Below are 26772 nucleotides of genomic sequence, written 5' to 3'. Positions count from 1 at the left end.
AAATGGTGAAACGCATAGTTTTCAAATGGAACTTCGGAAAAGGGATATACAAGAAGAGTCGTGTTTGATACAATAAAAACACAAATATCTACCAACTGTTTGGTTGAATTTTATTTGGATGACGGCAATTTGTCAATGTTTTTGCCAATGTTTTTAAAACAATCTGTCAATTGTTCCCCTGTTTTTGTATATACATTGACAGAACCGATCGTATCGTTGAAAGGAAGGGTACGGATGCAAATCAATCGCGTTGGGATCATTGGATCCGGAGTCATGGGTGCGGGAATCGCGGCACATCTTGCAAATGTGGGAATTCCTACATTGATGTTGGATATCGTTCCATCCGCTCTGACGCAAGAAGAGCAGATGAAAGGTCTGACTTTGCAAGACCGCGCCGTGCGCAATCGTCTTGCTCGGATGGGGAAAGAACGGCTTTCCAAAACCAAACCTCCCCAATTGTATGATGCGGAGGATTTGGACTTGATTGAAATCGGCAATCTGGAAGACGACATGCAAAAGTTGGAAAATGTCGATTGGATCATCGAAGTGATCGTAGAAAATCTGGAAGCAAAACAGGCGCTTTATGAAAAAATCGAGCGGATTTGGCGGCCGGGGATGATCGTAAGTTCCAACACTTCCGGGATTTCCATCGCCCAAATGGTTGCAAAGCGCTCGTTGGAATTCCGCCGGTCGTTCATGGGCACTCACTTTTTTAATCCACCCCGTTATATGAAACTATTGGAAATCATTCCAGGACCCGATACCCGACCGGAACTGATTACAGCAATGAAAGCGTTCGCCCGAAAATGTTTGGGCAAAGGTGTCGTTGTGGCGAAGGATACCCCGAATTTTATCGCCAATCGAATCGGTACATACGGTCTGATGGTGGCTGCCGCGGAAATGAAGCGGTTCGGCTTATCGTTTGACGAAGTGGATGAGTTGACAGGCCCTGTCTTGGGAAGGCCAAAGAGCGCCACATTTCGCACGCTTGATATTGTGGGTCTGGATACGTTTGTTCATGTGGCAAACAACGTTCGCAATTCTGTGCAGAATGAGTGGGAACGACAAGCATTTGCAATCCCTGCATATATGCAGGAAATGTTGCAGCGGGGATGGATCGGCGATAAAAGCGGGCAGGGATTTTATAAAAAAACGAATGGGAACGGGAAAAAGGAAATTCTCACATTACATCCGGACACGATGGAATATGTACAAAGAAAGAAAGTCAAATCCTCTTCCTTGGAAGCAGCCAAACAGGCGCCTGACGTAAAGGCAAAAATCCGGACGCTGCTTTCCGGTCAAGATGCGGCAAGCCAATTTGTATGGCAACTATGCAAACAAGTGCTGCTATACAGCGCCGAACATGCGTTTACCATCGCGGACGATCTGGAAAGCATCGATCAAGGGATGAAATGGGGATTCAATTGGGAGTTGGGACCATTCGAATTATGGGATGTCCTCGGATTGGAAAAAACGGTGAAACGCATGCTGGCGGAAGGGGATGCCGTTCCCGGTTGGGTGCTGCAGCTTTTGGAAGAAGGGAAGTCTTCCTTTTATAGCGACAAAATAGAATCGATTGACAATTTTTATATAGGCAAAAGCAGCAAGGGCATCGGTGTGATCAAACAAAACAGCGGCGCCACCCTCTACGATATCGGCGACGGTGTCGCATTGCTGGATGTGCATTCCCTCAAGCAGGCGATCGGTCCGGACGTTGTATCCATGCTGCGGTATGCCTGTGCAGAGGGTGCTGACCGTTTTGACGGTTTGGTGATCGGTGCGCGGACGGCGGCCAATTTCTGCGTCGGCGCCAATTTGCTGCTGCTTTTGATGGAGATTCAGGATGACAATTGGGATGATGTCAACTGGATGGTCAAGCAATTCCAGGATGCTTGCATGGGGCTGAAATATTTTTCCAAGCCGGTGGTTGCCGCTCCTTTTGGTTTGACGTTAGGCGGCGGGGCGGAATTGGCGATGGCTTGCGACACCATTTTGGCAACTGCGGAAACGTATATGGGGCTTGTCGAAGTAGGCGTAGGTCTGATCCCTGGCGGCGGCGGCAATAAGGAGCTGTTGATTCGCCATTTGGAGAAGATTATGCCGGGGATCGAACTTGATCTGCAGCCTTTCATCAATCATGTATTTGAACTCATCGGTACAGCCAAAGTCGGCAGCAGCGCCAAAGAATTGCGCAAATTGGGGTTTATGCGGGCGACGGACCGGATTTCCCTGTCGCGGGATCTGCTGCTTGCTGACGCAAAGCGGGAAGTGCTGCACATGCTTGCACAAGGATACCGGGCTCCGGTGCCGCGCAGCATGCCGGTCGTCGGGCGGGAAGGCGCGGCGGTTTTAAAAGTCGGCGTCATGGCGATGAAAGAAGGCAGGTACATCAGCAGCCACGATCAAGCCATCGCAAACAAACTCATTCATGTGCTGACAGGCGGGGATGTGGCGAAGGGTACGCGGGTATCGGAGCAATATTTGTTGGATCTCGAGCGGGAAGCGTTTTTGAGTTTATGCGGGGAAGCCAAGACGCAGCAGCGGATGCAGCATATGTTGACGACAGGCAAACCATTGCGGAACTAGAAGAGGAGGGATTGGAATGCAGGAAGCAGTGATTGCGGCAGCTGTACGAACACCTGTGGGGAAAGCGCCCAAAGGCAGTCTCAGGCAAGTCCGTCCGGATGACATGGCTGCACTTGTCGTGGAGGAATTGTTGCGGCGCGTACCGGCAGTCGCCAAGGAGGAGATTGAGGATGTCATCATGGGATGCGCCACGCCGGAAGCTGTGCAAGGGATGAACGTCGGCAGAATCGTGGCGCTGCGAGCAGGGCTGCCAACGACTGTGCCAGGTTTTACGGTGAACCGATTTTGTTCCTCAGGACTGCAATCGATCGCCATAGCGGCCGAGAAAATCATGTGCGGATTTGCGGATGTGGTCATTGCAGGCGGCCTGGAATCGATGAGCCTGTTGCCCATGGGAGGATACAACAAAGCGCCCAATCCGACATTGGTCGATCAATTGCCGGATGTGTACATGGCGATGGGACACACGGCAGAGCGCGTGGCAGAGCGATTCGGAATTTCCCGGGAAGATCAAGATCGGTTTGCTGTCCGCAGCCACCGATTGGCACAGCGAGCCTTAGAGTCCGGAAAATTTGACGGGGAGATCGTGCCTGTTCCACTGCCGGACGGCTCCAGCTTCCGGCGGGATGAAGGGATTCGTCCGGCGACGACGCTGGAAGTGCTGGCAGGTCTGAAACCAGCATTTCGTGCAAACGGCAGCGTGACGGCAGGAAATTCCTCACAGACAAGTGATGGGGCTGCCGGCGTGCTTTTGCTGTCAAAAACAAAAGCAGAGCGGCTGGGCGTTCGTCCTCTTGGCACGTTTCGCAGCTTTATCGTCGCCGGCGTCGATCCGGACATTATGGGGATCGGCCCGGTGGCGGCGATTCCAAAAGCATTGGCGAAAGCGGGAATTCAAAAAGAAGACGTAGATCTGTTTGAGATCAATGAAGCGTTTGCGGCGCAAGCGGTCCATGTCGTCCGCTATTTGGGCCTCGACCTGGAGAAAGTGAATGTCAATGGCGGAGCGATTGCCATGGGTCACCCTCTTGGCTGTACGGGAAGCAAATTGACCGTATCCTTGCTGTATGAAATGGAACGGCGGAATGCCCGCTACGGGGTTGTATCGATGTGCATCGGCGGCGGTATGGGTGCTGCCGGCGTATTTGAGCGAATGGTTGATTAATGAATGCTGGGAGGCATGAAGCATGACAGAACAAACACGCAGGATTCCAAAAGGCGGCGCGTTCTTGTTGGAAACGGTCGAACCTTCTGACGTATTCACGCCGGAAGACTTTACGGATGAGCATAAAATGATCGCAAAAACCACATCCGACTTTATTCACGGAGAAGTGGCGCCGCACATCGACCGGCTGGAACATCAGGACTGGGAGTTGACCGTTCGATTGCTGCGGCAAGCGGGCGAACTGGGTTTATTGGCGGCAGACGTTCCGGAAGAATATGAAGGATTGGGCATGGATAAAATCAGCAGCACATTAATTTCGGAATACATTACCCGCGGCGGCGCGTTTGCTCTCAGTCACGGAGCACACGTCGGCATCGGCAGCCTGCCGATCGTCATCTTCGGCAACGAAGGGCAGAAGCAAAAATATTTGCCGAAATTAGCTTCCGGTGCATGGATTTCCGCATATGCCCTGACGGAGCCGGGTTCCGGATCGGATGCCCTGGGCGCGCGCACGACGGCGGTTTTAAGCGCGGACAAAACGCACTATGTCTTGAACGGATCCAAACAATTCATCACAAATGCCGGATTTGCGGATATTTTTATCGTGTATGCGAAAATCGACGGCGAGAAATTTACTGCGTTTATCGTGGAACGCACGTTCAAAGGTGTTTCGACCGGACCGGAAGAAAAGAAAATGGGCATAAAATCGTCCTCGACCCGTCCATTGATCCTGGAAGACGTCCATGTGCCTGTGGAAAACGTACTAGGCGAAATCGGCAAGGGGCATGTCATCGCATTTAATATTTTGAATATCGGCCGTTATAAATTGGCGGCGGGCGCTGTCGGCGCAGCAAAAGCAGCGCTGGAAGCCTCAGCTTCCTATGCCAATGAACGCAAACAGTTTGGCCGTCCTATCGCTTCCTTTCCGCTGATTCAGCAAAAATTGGCCGAAATGAATATTCAAACATTTTTGGCGGAAAGCATGGTGTATCGGACGACAGGGGAAATCGAAACAATGCTGAATAGCTTGGCAGAGAAAGGACTTGCAGCAGGGGCAGATGTGGCGAAAGGAATTGCAGAGTATGCCATCGAATGTTCCATTAATAAAGTATTCGGATCGGAAGCTCTTGATTTTGTCGTCGATGAAGGCGTTCAAATCCACGGCGGATATGGATTTATTCAGGAGTATGCCATCGAACGCATGTATCGCGACTCCCGCATCAACCGTATTTTCGAAGGTACGAATGAAATCAACCGCCTTTTGATTCCAGGGACGCTGTTGAAAAAGGCAATGAAGGGGGAACTTGATTTACACGGCGCGGCAAAAGCGTTGCAGGCGGAACTTATGGGCATGATGCCGCCTTTTGAGGGCGATCGGCTGTTGGAACAGGAAAGGCACATGCTATCCATGGCGAAAAAAGTTGTCTTGTTTACAGGCGGTCTTGCCATACAAACATTCGGTCCGAAACTTGAGCAGGAACAAGAACTTTTGTCCAATCTGGCAGATATGATGATACAAATTTACGCATTGGAGTCTGCGCTGCTGCGGGCACAAAAGCTGCATGGCAGACATCCGGCAAAAGCGGAACTGCAAGTGATCATGGTACAAATTTTCGCCCAGTCGATGATAGAGCGAATCGATACGCTCGCAAAGACGATATTGGCTGCAGTGGCGGAAGGTGACAATTTGCGCGCACAATTGGCGATTTTGAAAAAACTGACACGTTATACTCCGATCCATACGGTTGCATTAAAACGAAAAGTGGCCAATGCGGTCATTTTGGCTCAAAAATACGTATGCTGACAAACGTATGCATGTGTATGGAATGAAATAGGAGTATGGTACAAATCGAACTATGATATAAACGGTATGGAATGAAATAATATAGTATGGAATGAAATCAAACTATGAATAGGAACAGACTGGTGGAATGCAATAGATGGCAGATTGGGACTCCTCTGCCTGCGGATCATACAGAATGCAAGCCTCACCGCCTACCGCCAAAATGGCCCGATGCGGCGAGACTTTCCGCCAAATGGATGATTCGTTCAAAGGAGTCCCAAATTCAAACAACAGAACTGTTTCTTAAGATAATATGAATCTTGCATTATGCATGGGAATTTGAATCGGTAGAGCTGCTGTTTGAATAGGCAAAATTCTTTTGATTTGGCAAGATATACACAGGTATATTCCGCTTTACGCCAAATCGCAAAGCTGTATTGACATCATTGAAATAAACATCAATCCGACCGCCGCGAATGGCCCCTCCAGTATCTTCCGCAATCCGAATGCCGACACCCGGAATATACACTTTTGAGCCATATGGAATGATATGTGGATCGACAGCAATGGTACGGCCTTGTGTAGCATGTGTACCTGTAGATGTGATGCCATAGCCGGGGTCTCCCGGATTTTTCCCGGTAGATTCATAGCCGGAAGTATAGGCAGTCAGTGTGGTAATAATCGTTTTGGCACCCATGAGAGAAATGTCTTGGCCCATGCCCATCGGTGCAAGACTCGTTATGGATCCTTCATTTGCAACGGTAACGGGAATTTTTAACGCTTGACCTATAAGCAGCATCCCTGGGTTTTTCAAATGGTTGGCTTGGATTAATTCCTGAAGCCCTATCTTGAAAACATTGGCAATTTGATTTAATGTGTCTCCGGGTTGAACAATATATTTGCTGAATTGTCTCGATGTATTTACAAATCCAAAGGATCGTGAAGCATCTTGTTCAGGATTGCCGCTACCTTCAATCGTTGTTTGATTGATTGCTTGCGGCAGCGGCTGAAATAATGAACTATATAAAGGTGTTTCAAACGTATCCGCCGGTTTTAATGAAGTACCGGAATTTCCAATGGAAGAAAATAGAATCGGATCCGGCAAATCTCTTGCAAACACTGTTGCAGGTAATAGACTTGTTGTCAATATGCTACTAATCACAAATGCGAATATTAGACTCATAAAATGAAATTGTTTCTTCACATCAATCTCTCCATTTCCTTTGTGTTTAGTAACAGATTGTCCACCAGCAACTCTATTTAAACTCTCAATGAAAAAATTTTTTACATGAGAGTGTGATATGATTGGAATGTTTTTGCTATTTTCAAATGTTTTTCAAAGATTATGATCATTCAAAATTCAGTTATCGGTGTGTGTTCAAAAAGTTGAAAAAAGACTGTTGTATATGGCAGGGATTCGTGTAAGATAGAAAAAACAAAGAGAAATGGAATCGATCTGAGCGAAGGAGAGAGACGCAGTTGAGTGATATTTACAAAGTAAAACCGATTTCCTATCCGGTGAAAGGAATTGTACAAGTTCCAGGCTCGAAAAGCATAACGAATCGGGCGCTGCCGATTGCGGCATTGGCGGATGGGGAATGCAGGCTTTCGCATGTGCTGTTTAGCGATGACAGCCGTCATTTTATAAACTGTTTAAAGACGCTGGGATTCCAAATGAATGTGGATGAACCAAACAAAGAAGTCCGGATTCAGGGGCAAAACGGCTATATTTCTGGAAATGGCGATGAAGTTGTCGATCTCTTCGTTGGCAATGCAGGCACAGCCGCACGGTTTTTGACCGCCTGTCTGGCGATTGGGGATGGCGTTTATCGGGTTGACGGTATTCCGAGAATGAGGGAACGGCCGATCCAGGATTTAATCGATGCGCTGCGCATGCTTGGCGTCTCGATTGAAGATGAGCTGCAGACGGGTTGCCCGCCTGTCCGGATCCGCGGCGGGAAGTTGCCAGGCGGCAAAACGCGGGTAAAAGGAAACAAAAGCAGTCAATACTTGTCAGGACTTCTATTGGTGGCACCCTATGCGAGTTCGGATGTCACCATTGAAATCGATGGCGAATTGATTGCAAAACCCTATGTGCATATGACGATTGAAATGATGAAAGCGTTCGGTGTGGAAGTGGAAAACCGGGACGATCAAGCATTCTTCATCCGAGCGGGTCAGCGCTATCAAGCTCGTACGTATGCAATCGAACCGGATGCATCCAATGCGTCCTATTTCCTGGCAGCAGCGGCCATCACAGGCGGGACGATCACCATTGAGAATTTAGGCAAGAACTCGCTGCAAGGAGATGCCGGATTCGCGTATGTTCTGGAACGAATGGGTTGCCAGGTATCTCTTACGAATGATTCCGTAACGGTGACAGGGCCGCAGGACGGCAAATTGCAAGGCATCGATATCGACCTGAATGAAATGTCTGACATGACGCAAACATTGGCAGCGATTGCTCCTTTTGCTTCCACGCCTGTGACGATTCGCAATATCGGTCATATTCGTTTGCAAGAGACGGATCGAATCAAAGCATTGGCGACCGAATTGGGGAAACTTGGACAAACCGTACACGAGTATCCCGATGCGTTGCGGATTGAACCTGCGCCTATACGTCCAAACGTCGAAATTGACACATACGACGATCATCGCATGGCCATGTCGTTTGCCATATTGGGATTGTGTGCGGATGGTCTCGTCTTGCGGGATCCGATGTGTGTGAGAAAGACATTCCCAACGTATTATGAGGTATTGGAAACGTTGTATTAAGCTGAAGGAATATACATTTCCCTCCATTGTGATTATGGTAGTGTCGTTGAAACGGTTCCAATTACGTCAAGCAAACAGAATCATTCAAAAAAGGTCGCGAAAAAATCGCGGCTTTTTGTGTATAAGAATAATAAATACGGAAAGAAATAAAGTTATCAATTGATAATTTTATTGTAGACTCCTTTCTATTCAACTCTTATACTATATGTGTAAGGAATGTTTTGCGGAAAGGGGATCTCCTTTTGGCAAGTATCGAAGAAATAAATCAATTTCTGTCATTCGCAAGGGAATATAAAGCGAAAAATAAGCTCGATTTTATCAAAGGTCCCCAGGAAAAGTACTTGCTTGGTGAACTTGGAATAAGCATCAAAGATGCGTTTGCCATGCTGGATCTTTTGACGTTTGAAAACTATTACAGGGGTCCGTCGCCGGATCATGCAAAACCAAACCAACAAGTGTGGGAGTTTGGGATTGAGGAAGTCCCGGCGGACATTTATATAAAATTAACCATTCGAAAAACACGGAATGATTTGTTATTTATGTCATTTCATTTCGCGGAGCGCCCTATTGTCTATCCATATAAGGGCAAGTTAAAAACAACGAACGAATTTTGATCGGGAGGGACACCGTATGAGTGAAAAATTATTTTGTCATACGTGTGATGAATCAGTGGATTATTATGTAGAGGAGGTTGATTTTGAGTATAAGGCAAAGGATTTATCCATTCCTATTCATGGGAAAATTGCGTTTTGCTCGAAATGTTCATCAGAATTATTTCATCCCATTTATGATCAAGAAAACCAAGAAAGAGCATTTGAAATATATCGTGACAAAAAAGGTATCATAACTCCTGAAGAAATTATTTCCATACGAAAAAAATATAATCTAGGACAGAAAGATTTTTCGAAGTTACTTGGTTTTGGAGAAATAACGATTACACGATATGAAAACGGTTCTTTACCAACATCTGCACAAAACCAAACGGTTAAAGCGAGTGCTGACCCAGAAAAAATGCTCGATTTTTTGGAACAAAATAAGGATAAAGTGGATGAAGCGGTAGCAAACCAACTGAAAGCGACTTTACAAGGGTTTTGTTCAAAAAGTAATGGAGAAACATTGATTATTAATCAAATTCGATCAATTTTTACAAATCCGCCAAATGAATATACGGGTTTTAAAAAGTTTTCGTTTGAAAAATTTTCGCAAATGGTTTTGTTTTTTGCGGATAAAGAAAAGCCTTATAAAACAAAACTTAACAAACTAATGTTCTATTCTGATTTCTATTGCTATAACAAGTTCCAAAAATCGATCAGTGGATCAAGATATATTTGTCACAATTTTGGGCCTGTACCGGAAAAGTATGATACCCTGTTCGAAAATGTTTCAAGTGTCGAATGGGAAATTGATGCTTTTGGTCAGTTTGCTGTGCCTGTTGATGAATTCAACCCTAAAACATTCGATCCTGAAGAATTGTTTATTTTAGAGACTGTTCAAAAGAAATTTAAGGAGTTTAATTCCCAGCAAATCAGTGATTTTTCACATGAAGAGTCAGCGTGGCAAAAGACACCGCATTATCAATTTATTCCCTATTTATATGCTAAAGAAATGAGTATTTGATAGAAGACTTTGGAACAAAAAATCATGAATTTCACACACCTCCTTCTCTACATGAGAAGGAATTTTTTCGTTTTAGAAAAGGTGTGAAAGAGAAAGGAAACTGGAAAGATGATACTTAAATTTTAATCGATCCACAAGAAAAATCTTCTTCTTCATCTAAAATCTTATATAGGTAAGAAATCCATAGCAATCGAATGATTGAAGAAGAAAGAAAAGGATAATTTTCTTAAATCTATCATACTTGGTAATTGATTTTTCAGACAATTAAATTAAAATAGAGTTATTAAATATTAAAGAATATTTTAAAATCATTGAAGTAGGAGGTTATAATTTTTATTTTTGTCTCATAATTTGCTAACGTGTTTCATCAAAGTAACGAACAGTCGTCAGGGGGTTAAAGTATGAAAAAGAAAGTATTGGCAACAGCATCTGTTGCACTTTTGGCAATGGGTACACTCGCAGGCTGCGGCAGCAGTGCCAGCAGCGGTGGCAGCAAAAGCGCTTCATCCGACGCCAAAACAATCAAAATTGGCGTCGACTTCGAATTGACAGGTGCAGAAGCATCCTTCGGCAACTCTGCCTTGAACGGTGTCAAGCTGGCTGTTGATGAAATCAACAAAAATGGCGGAATCAATGGCAAAACCATCGATATCAAGGTGGCCGACAACGCTTCCAAAGCAGATGAAGCGACTCGTGCCGCGCAAAAATTAATCGATCAGGACAAGGTAGATGCGTTGATCGGTGCTACGATCAGTACAGATACGCTGGCAATTGTTCCTGTCGTGCAACAAGCAAAAATTCCATTGATCAGTTCTTCGGCCACCAACCCGAAAGTAACGGTCAATCCTGATACCAAAAAAGTGAATGACTGGGTATTCCGCGCTTGCTTTATCGATCCGTTCCAGGGAACTGTCATGGCCAACTTCTCAAATAAAAATCTGCACGCAAAAACCGCTGCAGTGATGGTGGACAATTCCAGTGACTATTCCAAAGGTTTGGCGCAATACTTCGAACAAAGCTTCAAAAAAGATGGCGGCAAAATCCTGTCAGTCGAAAACTATCAGGCAGGCGATCCAGACTTTAAAGCGGTTTTGACACGCATTAAAGCGGAAAATCCGGATGTTGTGTACGTGCCAGGCTACTATGGAGATGTCGGCAAGATTGTCAAACAAGGCCGTGAAATTGGAATCAAAGTTCCGTTTGAAGGCGGAGACGGCTGGGATTCGCCGGAATTGGTCAAGATCGCCGGCGCCAAAAACTTGAACAACACCTACATCAGCAACCACTATGCGGCTGATGATACAGATCCCAACGTACAAAAATTCGTAAAAGCTTTTAAAGCAAAATATAACACTGCACCGGATGCGATGGCTGTTCTCGGCTATGATGCGACGAACCTTCTTGCCAATGCATTCAAGCAGGCGGGCAGCACAGATCATACGAAAGTAAGAGATGCCCTTGCAGCGACGAAAGACTTCCAGACAGTAACAGGAAAAATCACCTTTGACAAAAACCATGACCCTGTAAAATCTGCTGTCATTCTTGAATATAAAGATGGCAAGCAAGTATTTAAGACAAAGATCAATCCGTAATGATCCTATATAGGGGGGGATACCCCCCTATTCTCTTATCCGGCTCGAATCGTTCGAATATTCTATATAATGATCGACATTGTGCAACTATCATTTTTCACAGAAAAAAAAAGAGAGAGGTGCCGTTTTCGGATGTTAGATTATATCGTTCAACAATTAATTATCGGCATTTCTGTAGGCAGCGTTTACGCTTTGATTGCATTGGGGTATACGATGGTTTACGGAATTATCAAATTGATTAACTTTGCTCATGGCGACGTATTTATGGTTGGGGCGTATACGGGATTTTTTGCTGCTGCCGGACTGAAATGGGGATTTATTCCGGCCCTTTTGCTATCAATGGCCGTTTCCGCATTGCTTGGTGTCGTGATCGAACGTTTTGCGTATCGTCCTTTGCGGAATACATCCAGGATCGCTGCTTTAATAACAGCAATCGGTGTCTCGTTCCTGTTGGAAAATGGCGGGATATTGGCAGTCGGTGCACAGCCGAAAGGATTTCCTAATTTATTTAAAAGAGAAACGTTTCATTTATTCGGCAATGTCACGATCGATAATTTGCAGATTATCGTCTTTACGGTGACAATTGTGCTTATGGTCATTTTGCAATATATCGTACATAAAACAAAAGCTGGACGGGCGATGCGCGCTGTATCCTTCGATATGGAAGCCGCTCGTTTGATGGGGATTAACGTAGATACGACGATTTCCATCACATTTGCAATCGGTTCTGCATTGGCTGCTGCAGGCGGAGTGATCTATGGCATGCTGTACAGCTCCGTCGACCCTCTGATGGGAATCTTGCCAGGTTTAAAGGCGTTTATCGCTGCTGTTTTAGGCGGTATCGGGATCATTCCAGGCGCGTTGGTTGGCGGTTTGGCGCTAGGCGTCATCGAGACAGCCGTAAGTTCTGCCGGTTATTCCCTCTGGCGGGATGGCGTGGCATTTTTAATCTTGATTTTAATCCTCATCTTCAAGCCGTCCGGACTGTTCGGTAAGAATATCCGGGAGAAAGTGTAGGTGGGATCATGAAATTCCGTAATCGTTCCTTTTGGCTATGGACGCTGGTCGCGATTGTGATTTATGCGATCGGCGAAATACTCATCGATTCTGGTGTCATTGACAACTATTCTCAATCTACGTTGATGCTCATTTGTATCAATATTATTCTGGCTACGAGCTTAAATCTGATCAATGGTTTTACCGGCCAATTTTCTATTGGACATGCCGGTTTTATGTCGATTGGCGCCTATTTGTCGACGATCGCAACATTAAAATTGAATTTGCCATTCGGTGTAGGTTTGTTGATCGGTGCGATCGTTGCAGCAATTGCAGGTTTGCTGGTCGGTGTCCCGAGTCTGCGGCTAAAAGGAGACTACTTGGCAATTGCCACACTTGGATTTGGTGAAATCATTCGCATCATTTTCTTGAACACCCCTTATGTTGGCGGCGCCAGCGGGATGAGTGGAATTCCACAAGATACAACTTGGGCGTGGGCGTTTTTCTCGTCTTTAATTACTGTGATTTTTATTAATAACTTTGTGAATTCACGCCATGGCCGTGCATGTATTTCCGTGCGGGAAAATGAAATTGCAGCGGAAGCAATGGGGATCAATACGACAAAGTATAAGGTAATGGCGTTTGTCATAGGCTCATTTTTTGCAGGTTTGGCGGGAGGATTGAGCGCTCATTATTTCTACATCATTCAGCCGACCAACTTTAATTTCATGAAATCTTTTGAAATTCTTGTCATAGTAGTGCTGGGCGGGCTTGGCAGCACGTCAGGCTCGATTTTGGGAGCGATTCTGTTGACATTGTTGTTTACGTATTTGGCGGACTATCCGGAAATTCGCATGATTGTATATTCTCTGATATTAATCTTGACGATGATCTTCCGTCCGCAAGGTTTGATGGGTACCAAAGAATTTTCGTTCCGATCTTTAAAACTGACAAAGCGAGGGAAGAGCCATGGAACTGCAGCATAATCAAAACGGAACAGCCCTTCTCGATGTGACGCAGGTGGGACGAGTATTTGGCGGAATACGGGCGGTCAGTGATGTATCCATACATATTGATCATGGGGAATTGATCGGATTAATCGGCCCGAACGGTGCAGGCAAGACGACATTTTTCAACCTTTTGACTGCCGTATATGAACCGTCAAGCGGAAGCATTACATTCGACGGAAAAGATACGCGCGGCTTAAAACCCTATCAAATTACAAGCAGGGGAATGGCTCGCACATTCCAGAATATCCGCTTGTTTAATGATTTGTCCGTGTTGGACAATGTGAAAATTGCCTATCATCGCCATGCAAAACACACGATCTGGAGCTCTTTTTTCCGTCTCCCGTCTCATTTCAGGAATGAGCAGGAGATGACAGAGAAGGCCGTCTCGTTTTTGAAAATTTTTAATCTCGATCATAAAAAAGATGAAATTGCCAAAAACTTGCCATATGGGGAGCAGCGAAGATTGGAAATTGCCCGCGCATTGGCAGCAGGACCTAAACTTTTGTTGCTTGACGAACCGGCTGCAGGGATGAATCCGCAAGAAACACAAGACCTGATGAAACTGATTTATTGGATTCGGGATGAATTTAAACTTTCCATTTTGTTGATTGAACATGATATGTCACTCGTTATGGGGATCTGTGAAAGAATTTACGTGTTGGATCAAGGGAAACTGATTGCAGATGGCACACCTGATGAAATCAAGAAGAATCCTCGGGTCATTGAAGCATATCTGGGGCAGGAGGTGTGAGCAATGCTAACGGTTGAAAATCTAAACGTGCATTATGGCGCGATTCATGCCTTGAAAGGAATCAGCCTCCATGTAGAGCAGGGCGAAATTGTAACATTGATCGGAGCGAACGGTGCCGGGAAATCCACGTTATTGAAAACCGTCTCCGGATTATTAAAGCCGTCTGGCGGAAAAATTGTATTTGAAAATCAATCGATTGGCGGAAAAGCAGCACAGTCCATTGTGAAAGCAGGATTAAGTCACTGTCCTGAAGGTCGCCGTGTATTTGCGAACATGACTGTCGAAGAAAACCTTATGCTGGGAGCATACCTTCGCAAGGATCGGCAGGGAATCAAAGACGACCTTGACGATGTGTACAAGCGCTTTGGCCGCTTGCTGGAACGGAAAAACCAACAGGCAGGGACACTGTCCGGCGGTGAACAGCAGATGTTGGCAATGGGTCGAGCACTCATGGCGCGTCCGAAATTGCTGTTGCTTGACGAACCGTCGATGGGTCTTGCACCGCTCTTGGTAAAAGAAATTTTCAATATCGTTCAGGAGATCAATAAAACAGGTACAACTGTTTTATTGGTTGAGCAAAATGCCCATATGGCGTTGTCCATTGCACACCGTGCGTACGTCATTGAGACGGGGCAAATCGTTTTAAGCGGTTCCGCATCGGAACTGGCAGATAGTGAAGAAGTGCAGAAAGCGTATCTAGGTGGATAACAGGCAAAGCTAAAGACAATGTATCATCAAAGATACATTGTTTTTTTGCATACTAACCCTATCTATCATTTTAACACTTGAAAGAGTTGTACATAGAAAGGCAACAGCTGTAGCCGGTGTGATAAAATGAAAAGAAAATACAGGTGATCGCATGCTGCGAGTAAAAGAATTATTGCGTCGGTTTCAAATTGTGGTTTATACAGGGAACAAATGGGATGATCTTGTTTTGATGGAATTGGAACTGGATGATTTGTATGAAGAAAAGCTGATTGAAAAAGAAGAATACTTGACTATGAAAACCATTTTGAAAAGCGAAATGGGTGCTTTAAAACGCAGCGAAAATGAAACGATATAAGACGATCGATCTTCCAATACAAGATTTACATAGGTAAATGTAAGCAATTTTCACTGACAGGAAGGATTTTTTCTAGTACAGTGTAAGGGACCTCGGCGCTATGAAACATGGTATTCGATAACAAAATCTCGACATCCAAATGAAAAATAGGGAGGTTTCTGATTTGAAACGAATGAATCGATTGTTTGCATTTTCTGGTATGATTGTATTGGGATTTTCACTGCTGGCAGAAGTTCAAGGCAGTCAGTCTGCATTTGCAGCTGCCAATTCCTTTGGAAATACGAATTTACAATATGGAAGTACAGGACAAGCTGTCCATGTGCTGCAATTGGCATTGCAGGATTACGGAACGTTCCCGCAAGCACTGTCAGCAACCAACTTTTTTGGGCCGATTACAAAGCAAGCTGTGGAATCGTTCCAAAACAATATGGGTCTTGCAGCAGATGGAGTCGTTGGTCCGAAGACGAAACAAGCGTTGCTGCAAAAAGGGTATGAGGAATATGTGGTTGCACCTGGTGATTCTCTTTGGTCGATCGGACAGACGAATCATGAATCCACCGCTTTCTTGAAGGCAACCAATCATTTGCAAACAGATGCGTTATACCCTGGTCAAGCATTATTGGTAAAATCCGCACAATCTGGTGCTGCATCAGAGCAAACGGTGCAGACATCGAATGCATCTGCGTCTGTATCGCCCGAGGTGCAACAAGTCGTGAATCTCGTCAACCAGCAGCGGGCAAAAAATGGTTTGGCGCCATTGGCTTTGAATATGAATTTAACACAAATGGCATATGATAAGGCAAAAGATATGCGCGACAATCAGTATTTTGATCATCAGTCGCCGACATATGGTTCTCCTTTTGATATGATGAAGCAGTTTGGCATTTCGTATTCCTATGCAGGAGAAAACATTGCGGCAGGGCAAACAAGCGCGCAAGAAGTCATGAATGACTGGATGAACAGCAGTGGACACCGGGCAAATATCCTGAACCCAAAATTTACGGAAATCGGCGTCGGATATGTTACAGGCGGACAATACGGTACGGATTGGGTACAGGAGTTTATCAAACCATAACGCTAAGACGCATAGATCGCAAGCAAAGGATGCATCTTTTTTCAGAAGATGCATCCTTTGCTTGCAATGGGAAACAATCTTTGGAACGCTTGTTTTTCAAATCGTTTGATGAAGTGACAACAAGTTTTCTTGATGAGAACGAAAAGAGAATGAAAAGGGTTATTGACTATACTTTCATCATGATGTAGAATTCAAATAATTTCATATATTGAATAAACGTTGAAGGAATCAAGTAACTCTTGAGATGGTTGTACAGAGAACTGACGGCAGGTGCAAGTCAGTCAACACTTGAGATGTGAAATACACTTCCGGAGTTTATATGGATTTCACCATTATGAAGAACTGAGTGAGCATGTATTGCATGCTAACTAGGGTGGTACCGCGAGCAAACCTCGTCCCTATAGGGATGGGGTTTTTTTGTACTTTGAAAAGATGGCAGGAGGAAGAGAAAATGGTTATCGTTATGCAGAAAACAGCGAGAGCAGAAGAAATTCAGAAAATTGTAGATACAATTGAAGCACTTCAATTGCGAGTCCACATTTCCGAAGGTACGGAACGTACAATCGTAGGAATCATTGGAAATAAATCGGTGCTGACAGATATACCTCTGGAAAGCTTTGATGGCGTGGAAAAAATTGTTCATGTGACACATCCATTTAAAATGGCAAGCAGGGAATTCCATCCTGAACCTACAATCATCGAAGTCGGAAACGTCAGAATCGGAGCGGGCACTCCTGTCATTATGGCAGGTCCATGTGCGGTCGAAAGCAGAGAGCAGATTTTGCAAACGGCTCATGCGGTAAAAGCGGCAGGTGCCACTTGTTTGCGCGGAGGAGCATTTAAACCTCGCAGTTCCCCATATTCCTTTCAGGGATTGAAAGAGGAAGGATTAAAATTGTTGGCCGAAGCGAGGAAAGAAACAGGGTTGGCGATTGTAACAGAAGTTATGGATCCTGTAAACTTGCCGATGGTTGCTGAATATGCGGATATTTTGCAAATTGGTGCGCGCAATATGCAAAATTTCCATCTGCTCAAGGAAGTAGGCAAGACTGGAAAACCGGTCATGTTAAAACGGGGAATTGCGGCAACGATTGAAGAATGGTTGATGTCTGCCGAATATATCTTGAGCGAAGGAAATCCAAATGTGATGCTGTGTGAACGAGGAATTCGCACATTTGAAAAATACACGCGGAATACGATGGATCTGAATGCCATTCCGGTGATCAAGCATTTGAGCCATTTGCCGGTCATTGCAGATCCCAGCCACGGAACAGGCGTTGCCAGATATGTTCCGGCCATGAGCAAAGCATCCATTGCAGCAGGTGCAGACGGACTGATTCTTGAAGTACATCCAAATCCGGCGAAAGCTATGTCGGATGGACCCCAATCCCTGACACTGGAACAGTTTGATCAATTAATGAAAGAGCTTGGAAACCGCTAGAGGGAATGCGGCGAGGATTCCTGGAAACTTTAAAAATTATCGACACGGAAAAAAGGATTTTGCACAGTTTTCTCTAATTTTACAAGTGTAAATGGATGGAATGGATCATCATGTGATGTATGAATCGAAGGAGTGTATACGGATGTCCGATCAAAGGCAGGAAGCCATTCAATTGCACCAAAAAAACAGAGGGAAGCTGGCGGTTCAGGCAAAAGTTCCTTTGCAAAACGCAAGGGATTTAAGCCTGGCATATTCACCCGGTGTTGCAGAACCATGCATGGAGATCGCCCGTGCTGAACATACCGTTTATGAATATACCATGAAAGGAAATTGTGTTGCGGTTGTTACGAACGGTACTGCTGTACTTGGCCTTGGGAACATCGGGCCGGCTGCTGCTCTTCCGGTGATGGAAGGGAAAGCGGTGCTTTTCAAATCATTTGCCGGTGTGGACGCATTTCCCATCTGCCTGAATACTACGGATAGCGATCAAATCGTGAATGCAGTGAAGTTGATGGAACCGACCTTTGGCGGCATTAATCTGGAAGACATCGCAGCTCCTCAATGCTTTGAAATTGAAGAACGTCTGAAAAGCTCCTGCCAGATTCCGGTGTTTCATGATGATCAGCATGGAACTGCCATTGTTGTGGCAGCCGGATTATTAAACGCACTGAAAGTCGTAAAGAAATCTTTCGCAGACATTCGGGTCGTTGTAAATGGGGCAGGCGCGGCAGGTGTCGCCATTACCAAAATCCTTCATTCCATGGGAACCAAGACGATTCTTCTGTGTGATACAAAAGGCATTTTGTATGAAGGCAGAACAGAAGGAATGAATCGCATTAAAGAAGAAGTTGCCAGCTATACGAATCCTGAACGGATTCGGGGAACATTGGCGGAAGCGATGGTTGGTGCGGATGTATTTATCGGGGTTTCTGCCGCCGGATTGATTGAGGAATCCATGATTCAAAAAATGAACCGGGATCCGATTTTGTTCGCATTGGCGAATCCCAATCCTGAAGTCATGCCGGACCTTGCAAAACAGGCAGGAGTTCGAGTGATTGCTACAGGTCGATCCGATTTTCCGAATCAAGTGAATAACGTTCTGGCTTTTCCGGGAATTTTTCGCGGGGCTTTGGATGTTCATGCGACAGATATCAATGAAGCGATGAAGTTGGCGGCAGTATCTGCCATTGCAGATCTGATTCCGGAAGAAGAACTCCACGAGGATTATGTCATTCCACATCCATTTGATCCCCGCGTGGCTCCGAATGTTGCGTTTGCAGTTGCAAAAGCAGCCATGGAGAGTGGAGTCGCCAGGGTTCAGATCGATCCGGAATCTGTAAAACAAAAAATAAAACTGTTGGCAACAATCAAAGGATAATTGAGAAAGCCTAATACCATGTGCATGCGGTAGCATATCACAGGTGTCGGGCTTTTTTTCTGTGTGGTGGATCGTACCAGAATATCGGTCGCATAGAATGCCAGGATGCCGTTACGCGCCGGCAGCTTGCTGAATCGCGTTCACTTGACTCGCGCATCAATCAGCCCTACTATTAAGTTATATGGATGTAAAATGGAAGAGACAGGTATGGATAAAACAAAACTAACGTTTGGTTGAATTGCAATAGAAGGAGGAAAAATTAGGATGCCATCCAATACCGTATATTTCCCGAAAAATAAAATTCGAATCGTTACTGCTTCCAGCCTATTTGATGGTCATGACGCTTCCATAAATATTATGCGCCGGATGCTGCAAGCGTCCGGAGCGGAAGTGATCCACCTGGGTCATAATCGGTCTGCAGAAGAAGTGGTAAGTGTAGCAATTCAGGAAGATGTTCAAGGGATTGCCGTCAGTTCCTACCAGGGTGGTCATATGGAATATTTCAAATATATGTACGACTTGTTGCAGGAACGAGATTGTGGACATATTTTAATTTTTGGCGGCGGCGGCGGAGTGATCGTCCCGCGAGAAATAAAAGAACTGGAGGAGTATGGGATTGCCCGCGTCTATTCGCCGGATGACGGTCGTGAACTGGGGTTGCAAGGAATGATTAATGACATCATCGAACGTTGTGACTTTCCAACAGTCACTGGAATCCAGGATACCCGATTCGATACATTGCAGGTGGGTCATAACAAAACGATTGCGCAATGTATTACATATATGGAAAATAAATCGGATGATATGGCAACATTACCGCTCGGCAAGTCCGGTCAGGGAGTCGTTGTGGGCGTTACAGGAACAGGAGGAGCCGGAAAATCTTCGCTGACCGATGAAATCATACGCCGTTTTTTGTATGACCAAAAAGAAAAATCGATTGCGATCCTTTCGATCGATCCGACAAAGCAGCGCACCGGGGGGGCGTTATTGGGAGACCGGATCCGCATGAATTCGATTCATAACCCGCGTGTGTATATGCGCAGTCTGGGGACTCGCGGTTCAAAAACGGAGTTGAGCGCAGCCATTCAAGATGCGATTGCCGTGGTAAAACATGCCGGTTTTGATTTGATCATTGTCGAAACGTCAGGGATTGGTCAAGGAGATGCGGAGATCGTAAACATCAGCGATGTCAGTATGTATGTGATGACAAGCGAGTTTGGCGCACCTTCTCAGCTTGAAAAGATCGATATGCTGGATTATGCGGATCTGATCGTGATCAATAAGTTTGATCGCAAAGGTTCGGCGGATGCGTTGCGGGAAGTGCGGAAGCAATACAAGCGCAATCACAATTGTTTTCATGTGGCGGATGAACACCTGCCCATTTATGGAACGATCGCCAGTCAATTTCACGATCCTGGAACAAATGTTTTGTACCGGGCTTTGATCGACACGATCAATCGAAAAATGAAGCGGCATTGGGAGTGTCATGTAGAAGCAAATACAGAGCCGGTTCAAAAAAGAGGAATTTTGGCTCCCGAACGAGTACACTATCTGGCTCAAATTGTAGATACGGCCCGACAACATCGCAAATTTGCAGAAAAGCAAAGTGAGCTTGCCAGAAAACTGTTTCAGTTACAGGGCAGTTTCGCCTATTTGCAAACATTTGAAAGCATGGATGGTGATCGTGCAAATATCCAAGAAGTCATGGAACAAGCGATCGGTTCTGTCAAAGAGCAATTGAACAGCGATGTGATTGGGATCATCGAAGGATGGGAGCAGAAATCCTTTCGGTATCAACAAGATCAATTGGTGACTAAGGTTCGGGACAAAGAGATTCGCACCGATTTGTATACGGTGTCATTATCGGGTACGAGAATTCCTAAAGTATGTCTGCCCAAATACAAAGATTTTGGAGAAATTGTTAGGTGGAGCCTGTTGGAAAACGTACCTGGGGAATTTCCCTATACAGCAGGCGTATTTCCTTTGAAACGGGCGGAAGAAGACCCAAAGCGCCAATTCGCAGGGGAAGGGACGCCGGAGCGCACGAATCGCCGCTTTCATTTTTTATCCCAAAACGATTCTGCGAAACGGTTAAGCACCGCATTTGACAGCGTGACACTCTATGGCGAAAATCCTTCCAAGCGCCCGGATATTTACGGAAAAGTTGGAGAAAGCGGTGTCAGTATTTGTACATTGGATGACATGAAAAAGCTGTATGCCGGTTTTGATCTGTGTCACCCATCTACAAGCGTTTCCATGACAATTAATGGACCTGCACCGATTCTGCTTGCCATGTTCATGAATACGGCGATTGATCAACAGGTCGAACGGTTTTCGGAAAATGAAGGACGCTATCCGACGGAAGAAGAACAAAAGCGGATTCAGGCGCGTACATTGCAGATGGTTCGCGGAACGGTGCAAGCAGATATTTTAAAAGAGGATCAGGGACAAAACACCTGCATATTCTCCACCGATTTCGCACTGCGGATGATGGGAGATATCCAAGAGTATTTTGTTGAACATAACGTGCGAAATTATTACTCTGTCAGTATCAGCGGCTATCATATTGCCGAAGCGGGGGCCAATCCGATTTCACAACTTGCTTTTACACTGGCCAATGCATTTACGTACGTGGAATATTACCTGAGCCGGGGCATGCAGATCGACGATTTTGCCCCGAATTTATCCTTTTTCTTCAGCAACGGGATGGATCCTGAATACACCGTGCTTGGGCGAGTGGCGAGAAGAATTTGGGCGATCGTCATTAAACATCGGTATGGCGGCAATGAACGCAGCCAAAAACTGAAATATCATATTCAGACATCGGGACGTTCCTTGCATGCGCAAGAAATACAGTTCAACGATATCCGAACGACATTGCAAGCGCTTTTAGCCATTTATGACAACTGCAATTCCCTTCATACAAATGCATATGATGAAGCGATCACGACGCCGACAGAAGAGTCGGTTCGCCGTGCGATGGCGATTCAGATGATTATTACCAAAGAGTTTGGTCTCGCAAAAAATGAAAACGCATTGCAAGGTTCATTCATCGTCGAAGAATTGACAGATTTGGTCGAAGCAGCCGTTTTGGAAGAGTTTATGCGATTAAATGACCGCGGCGGCGTGTTGGGAGCCATGGAAACCCAATATCAGAGAGGAAAAATACAGGATGAATCGATGTATTATGAATTGCAAAAGCATTCCGGAGAATTGCCGATCATTGGCGTAAATATGTTTATCAATCCGGAAGAAAGCTTTCAGCAACAAAAGGAAATCCAATTGGCGCGGGCAACAAAGGAAGAAAAAGAACAGCAGATTCGTTCCCTTGCAGAGTTTCACAATCGTTATCGGGAACAAGCGCCGATGGCGTTGGCACGTTTGCAAGAAACGGCAAAACAGGGCGGGAATGTTTTTGCAGCGCTGATGGAAACAGTTCAGTACGCGAGTCTGGGGCAAATCACTCATGCATTATATGAAGTAGGCGGACAATACCGCAGAAATATGTAGGTTGTCTCAAAATACTGCAAGAATATTGATATAATCTTAACAATTCTGTGATAAACTACTGATTGATAGAAAAAGATCATAGGAAAGAGAGAGGAACGTTTCAATGTCATTTTTGCAAGTGATCGTTTTCGCAATCGTACAAGGTATCACGGAATTGTTCCCGGTGAGCAGCGTAGCACATGGAATTTTTGTCCCTACATTATTCCATTGGAAAGATATCCTGAAGGATCCGAACTTTCTTCCGTTTGTTGTCATGCTGCATTTGGGAACGGCTACTGCTTTGTTTTTGTACTTTTTAAAAGATTGGATTCATTTCTTTCAATCTCCATTCCGCCCGGATCGCCAAGAGGATCGCAAGACGTTTTTCCTGGTGATTGTCGGCACCATACCGGCTGGTCTGTTGGGGCTTCTGCTCGAGAAGAAGTTGGCAGGTCTTTTTTCGTCCGGTAAAGTTGCTGCATTTTTCTTGATTGTCAACGCCTTTGTTTTGCTTTATGGAGACTCATTGCGCAGGAGAAGAAAACGGGCAAGATATTCCGGTCATGGTTTGGAATTGCATCAATTATCATATGGCCGCGCCGTATTGGTTGGCATGTGCCAGGCATTGGCACTCATTCCCGGATTCTCTCGCTCTGGCGTCACAATCGTTGGAGCGCTCATGAACGGTTTGAGTTACGATGCGGCTGCCCGCTTTACGTTTTTGCTGGCGACACCCCTGATCGGCGCTGCTGCGTTGAAAGAAGTCCCAAAGCTTTTTCACGGCAGCCACGGATTGTTGTCAAGTGCAATTCTTGGCGGTGTTTTGGCCGGGATTGCAGCATATTTAAGTACAGCTTTTTTGATGAAGTGGTTTAAACAGCATGAAGTGCAAGCGATGAAGCCTTTTGCTTACTATTGCTTTATTGTGGGAATCGGGATTTTTCTTTTTAGTTCTCTGTAAAGTGAAACTGGAATCGGTTCGCTATCGGCTCAAAACGCTGTGTGAGTCATATAGAAGCAGCAGACAAACAGCCCTGTACTCTTATGAAACAGGGCTGTTTTCTTATGTCCATCGTTTTCTGATGCTAACTTCGTTTCGATGGATTCCTTATGTGAAATTCGATAAAATGTGGATCGATCCGGTCGTTCCCAACCAGATCAGGAAAAGGATGACGCAAGCGAGCAGGACAACAATGGCCGGCGCAAAAAATGCAACGATACCCGAGACATGATAGATTCGCTTAATGGATACAATTTGTATAAGTAACGAATATAGACCGAACAGAACATTCAAAGTTGCTTGATAAGCACCAGAGCCAGGGTAGTTAACCAATAAAAGCAACATTTCGATGGCGATCGGCACGTAATAATACGGGTATACAAGCTTCAATAGATTGCTTTTTTCCATGCGTTCCGTCGGGTCTTTGGGATAGGTTTTGCGTTTTAGAACACGGAGACCACCCTTGGTAAATGCCAGAAAGAAAAATCTCCCGACAAAGAATGAGATTGGTACAGTAAAAAACACAATGACAAAACGCAGAATCGCAATTGTGGAACCGGATAAACCAATCCTGTGAAAAGGTCCTGCTGCCGATTGAAACAGCAACACGCTGTTGATGATCATGGCAAGCAGCGCCAGCCAAACTGCATAGTAAGATGCACGGGAATTTCGTTCCCTGATGATTTGTTCCACTGTCAGTATAGGGTGGAGCAAAAGCCGAATCGTATATTTTAACGTAACACCCAAATCATTCATTTCGCAGATCTCCTAACTTCCTCACATAATATCGGTTTCATCCTTCGACTTATGACATTGTAGTATACATGTGTTATGATCGTCTACTATTGTGTTGCACAAAATCGGTCAAATCCTGATGTTTTATTATTTTGAAGGATGATGTGTAAAGCAGGAGCTTGTAAAGGCGAATAAAGGAGACCGCAAGCATGGCCTCCCGCAGCGCTTGTATTCGGTTTGAAAAGGAGAGACACTAAAATTGCATTCGTTAGAATTCTGTAGCGGAGTCATAAGGCGCCATTGTGCCATCCGGCAATCGAAACCCATGTAACGCCTGATCGACAAGGGTTACCGGGACATTTAGTGTAGCAGCGATATCAAAGGCTGTTGCAAACGATGTTCCCTGGCGATAGGATTGCAGGACATATTCTTGGATATGTTTGCGCATTGCTTCTTGATCCACAGGTATTCACTCCCCCAGTAATCGGGCTTTTCCACATTCCTTTATAGAGGATGTTCAAAAAGTAGTCAAAACTCCACGGCGGATTGCTTTGCCGAATCCCAAAAAGTCTTACTCATGTACCAAAAACGTACACTCCGCCGCCTTTTCGTGCTTCGGCTTCACACTCCTTGTGTCTTACTTGACCACTTTTTGAACACGCACTTATAGAGGATGTTCAAAAAGTAGCAGCACTTATAGTATGAAAAAAGCCGTGGATTTTCATACAATAAAAAAGCTACGATTCATTATCGTAGCTCATTGTTTTTACAGGAACGGGGAGTACCTGTCCTACGTTTATGTAGGCATATGAATTAGAATTCCAGATTTTGATTACTTATTGAAGAAGTCGCGGTTTTTAGCGATAAAATCTTTTTCTTCTTCCGGTACAAAATCTTCTTGGAAAATAGCAGAAACTGGGCAAACCGCTTCGCAAGCACCGCAATCGATGCATGTATCAGGATCGATGAAATATTGCTCTTCACCTTCATGAATTGCGTCTACTGGGCATGTTTCAACACAGTCGGCTGCTTTTTCGCCAATACATGGTGAAGTAATGACAAATGCCACAACAATTCCTCCTTCGAAAAATAGTTACTACGCAACTATCATATAATATAAAGTCTCACCTTTTCAACTTGCAATTTTTTATTGTGTCGCATAATTTATAGATTTTTTTAATTTTATGTCAAAAGTGTTACAAAATTATACATTTAGGCTGTTATAAGGGTCGACTTTTGCAGTTTGCACAGCCGGATGCGGTTCTGGAACGTCTGTCAGTTGGACTTGGGCTTGAACTTTTCGGTTTCGGTACAGATCCCACGCGGTTACCAATTTCGGACAAACGACAACGGTGATTCCGGATAAAAGCAATCCGGCAATTACATCAATGACATAATGTGCACGCAGATAAATGGTCGACGCAATAATGCTGATGACGAGCGGACCATATACCCATGCCAATGGCCGCCAGTATCGGTAAATGAAAACAAGCATGACGATGCTGATGCCTGTATGAAGACTCGGAAAACAGTCTCTGGCAATCGTCATATTCGTATCGATGGTGTTTTGAATGACAGAAATAATCGTCCCGTTCAATTCCACATGGTATCGATTCGCAAGGGTGTATACGGGTCCGATGGCCGGCACAATGACAAATGTCCCGTACCCGATATAAAACGTAATTAAAGAAGTCGCAATAAATTCTGAAACTCCTTTGCGGCTCTTGATCAACAATGCCACGATCGTAATGAAAATCAACGGGAACCAGCTTGCATATACAAAGCTCATATAATCTGTCAGCCACGGACGAATATAGGTCTGCAGCCAAATGGAAGGCTGAACGCCGAACATCCAATGGTCGATTCGAAGCAACAGATTATCCTTGTCATGAGGATCATACAAAGGAATAAAAAATTGCAATGTGCGATACACGGCCAAAAGCAGACAAAATGGCAAGAAGACGCGTACGATTGTGCCGATCATTTGTGGAAATTGGCGCATCGGTCGCTTGGCGACAAGAAAGAACAGGAATAAAAAAATCATTCCAAAAACGATCGATTTCGGTATAAACGTCTTGTATACGTTATATACCCAAATCACGGGCTGCCAATGATAACCGGGAATCCCCCGCATTTGATCCAACTGTGTTCCGGTTGTAAAAAAAGCAATGACGGCAATAATCGTTACCACAATTCCGATGATTTCATAAAGTTCCAAAAACCATAGGGAACGAAAGACCTTGTGCAGTGTATGTCTCATAATTGACCCCTCTTAATTTACGAATTCTTTACATCTTCTTAACTTTACAAGCCTCG

At 45.0% G+C, this 26772-nt stretch carries 22 protein-coding genes and 1 other annotated feature; of the genes, 17 read left to right on the top strand and 5 right to left on the bottom strand.

Annotation, left to right across the window (positions count from 1 at the left end; translation table 11 throughout):
- Positions 1-234 precede the first annotated feature (234 nt).
- From LSG31_RS22190 to LSG31_RS22180, 3 genes are read left to right on the top strand one after another with little or no spacing between them, the layout of a single operon-like run.
- A complete protein-coding gene (locus LSG31_RS22190) occupies positions 235-2586 on the top strand; it encodes a 3-hydroxyacyl-CoA dehydrogenase/enoyl-CoA hydratase family protein (RefSeq protein WP_347439582.1) in 2352 nt (783 codons plus the stop codon).
- Between the two features lie 16 nt (positions 2587-2602).
- A complete protein-coding gene (locus LSG31_RS22185) occupies positions 2603-3751 on the top strand; it encodes an acetyl-CoA C-acyltransferase (protein ID WP_347437210.1) in 1149 nt (382 codons plus the stop codon).
- A 22-nt stretch (positions 3752-3773) separates the two neighbouring features.
- Positions 3774-5555 (top strand): acyl-CoA dehydrogenase family protein, encoded by a 1782-nt coding sequence (locus LSG31_RS22180; RefSeq protein ID WP_347437209.1) that lies wholly within the window; start codon positions 3774-3776, stop codon positions 5553-5555.
- Positions 5556-5859: 304 nt separating this feature from the next.
- Here the strand turns inward: LSG31_RS22180 and LSG31_RS22175 are convergent, their stop codons facing one another.
- Positions 5860-6738, bottom strand: a complete 879-nt coding sequence (locus LSG31_RS22175; protein ID WP_347437208.1) for a 3D domain-containing protein — start codon at positions 6736-6738, stop codon at positions 5860-5862.
- Between the two features lie 275 nt (positions 6739-7013).
- Here LSG31_RS22175 and aroA point away from each other — a divergent pair, with 275 nt between their 5' ends.
- The 14 genes from aroA (at position 7014) to LSG31_RS22105 (ending at position 23682) form a co-directional block, all read left to right on the top strand.
- A complete protein-coding gene (gene aroA, locus LSG31_RS22170; protein ID WP_347437207.1) occupies positions 7014-8309 on the top strand; it encodes a 3-phosphoshikimate 1-carboxyvinyltransferase in 1296 nt (431 codons plus the stop codon).
- 242 nt (positions 8310-8551) lie between these two features.
- Positions 8552-8923, top strand: a complete 372-nt coding sequence (locus tag LSG31_RS22165; RefSeq protein ID WP_347437206.1) for a hypothetical protein — start codon at positions 8552-8554, stop codon at positions 8921-8923.
- A 16-nt stretch (positions 8924-8939) separates the two neighbouring features.
- A complete protein-coding gene (locus LSG31_RS22160) occupies positions 8940-9926 on the top strand; it encodes a type II TA system antitoxin MqsA family protein (protein WP_347437205.1) in 987 nt (328 codons plus the stop codon).
- 401 nt (positions 9927-10327) lie between these two features.
- Positions 10328-11518 (top strand): ABC transporter substrate-binding protein, encoded by a 1191-nt coding sequence (locus tag LSG31_RS22155; RefSeq protein ID WP_347437204.1) that lies wholly within the window; start codon positions 10328-10330, stop codon positions 11516-11518.
- 132 nt (positions 11519-11650) lie between these two features.
- Complete coding sequence (locus tag LSG31_RS22150; RefSeq protein WP_347437203.1) at positions 11651-12535, top strand: branched-chain amino acid ABC transporter permease; 885 nt, start codon at positions 11651-11653, stop codon at positions 12533-12535.
- A gap of 8 nt (positions 12536-12543) precedes the next feature.
- Positions 12544-13500: a branched-chain amino acid ABC transporter permease gene (locus LSG31_RS22145; protein ID WP_347437202.1), complete on the top strand. Its 957-nt coding sequence runs from the start codon at positions 12544-12546 to the stop codon at positions 13498-13500.
- Entirely contained in the window at positions 13484-14275 is a 792-nt protein-coding gene (locus LSG31_RS22140; protein ID WP_347437201.1) for an ABC transporter ATP-binding protein, read from the top strand. Before LSG31_RS22145 ends, LSG31_RS22140 begins: the two co-directional genes overlap by 17 nt.
- A 3-nt stretch (positions 14276-14278) precedes the next feature.
- Positions 14279-14983: an ABC transporter ATP-binding protein gene (locus tag LSG31_RS22135; protein WP_347437200.1), complete on the top strand. Its 705-nt coding sequence runs from the start codon at positions 14279-14281 to the stop codon at positions 14981-14983.
- Between the two features lie 151 nt (positions 14984-15134).
- On the top strand, positions 15135-15338 hold the full coding sequence (locus LSG31_RS22130; RefSeq protein WP_347437199.1) for a YqgQ family protein: 204 nt from the start codon (positions 15135-15137) through the stop codon (positions 15336-15338).
- Between the two features lie 172 nt (positions 15339-15510).
- Positions 15511-16413, top strand: a complete 903-nt coding sequence (locus LSG31_RS22125; protein ID WP_430734296.1) for a CAP domain-containing protein — start codon at positions 15511-15513, stop codon at positions 16411-16413.
- Between the two features lie 210 nt (positions 16414-16623).
- Positions 16624-16816 (top strand) — a binding site (T-box leader).
- A 48-nt stretch (positions 16817-16864) separates the two neighbouring features.
- The gene (aroF, locus tag LSG31_RS22120; protein WP_347437197.1) at positions 16865-17854 is read left to right on the top strand and encodes a 3-deoxy-7-phosphoheptulonate synthase; all 990 of its coding nucleotides are present in this window, start codon (positions 16865-16867) and stop codon (positions 17852-17854) included.
- Positions 17855-17996: 142 nt separating this feature from the next.
- Entirely contained in the window at positions 17997-19232 is a 1236-nt protein-coding gene (locus tag LSG31_RS22115; RefSeq protein WP_347437196.1) for an NAD(P)-dependent malic enzyme, read from the top strand.
- A 264-nt stretch (positions 19233-19496) separates the two neighbouring features.
- Positions 19497-22742, top strand: a complete 3246-nt coding sequence (gene icmF / locus LSG31_RS22110) for a fused isobutyryl-CoA mutase/GTPase IcmF (RefSeq protein WP_347437195.1) — start codon at positions 19497-19499, stop codon at positions 22740-22742.
- A gap of 103 nt (positions 22743-22845) precedes the next feature.
- Complete coding sequence (locus LSG31_RS22105; protein ID WP_347437194.1) at positions 22846-23682, top strand: undecaprenyl-diphosphate phosphatase; 837 nt, start codon at positions 22846-22848, stop codon at positions 23680-23682.
- Positions 23683-23829: 147 nt separating this feature from the next.
- On the opposite strand, the gene LSG31_RS22100 is transcribed toward LSG31_RS22105, so the two are convergent.
- From LSG31_RS22100 to LSG31_RS22085, 4 genes are all read right to left on the bottom strand, one after another.
- Positions 23830-24477, bottom strand: coding sequence for a hypothetical protein (locus LSG31_RS22100; protein ID WP_347437193.1), 648 nt, complete (start codon positions 24475-24477; stop codon positions 23830-23832).
- A gap of 247 nt (positions 24478-24724) precedes the next feature.
- Complete coding sequence (locus LSG31_RS22095) at positions 24725-24919, bottom strand: hypothetical protein (RefSeq protein WP_347437192.1); 195 nt, start codon at positions 24917-24919, stop codon at positions 24725-24727.
- A gap of 369 nt (positions 24920-25288) precedes the next feature.
- A complete protein-coding gene (locus LSG31_RS22090) occupies positions 25289-25525 on the bottom strand; it encodes a 4Fe-4S ferredoxin (protein WP_347437191.1) in 237 nt (78 codons plus the stop codon).
- 135 nt (positions 25526-25660) lie between these two features.
- A complete protein-coding gene (locus tag LSG31_RS22085) occupies positions 25661-26716 on the bottom strand; it encodes a phosphatase PAP2 family protein (protein ID WP_347437190.1) in 1056 nt (351 codons plus the stop codon).
- Positions 26717-26772: the final 56 nt, after the last annotated feature.

The sequence above is a fragment of the Fodinisporobacter ferrooxydans genome (assembly GCF_022818495.1).
Lineage (GTDB): Bacteria > Bacillota > Bacilli > Tumebacillales > MYW30-H2 > Fodinisporobacter > Fodinisporobacter ferrooxydans.
The sequence above is the reverse complement of the archived record's forward strand: the minus strand, read 5'-3'. Positions and strand labels throughout refer to the sequence as shown.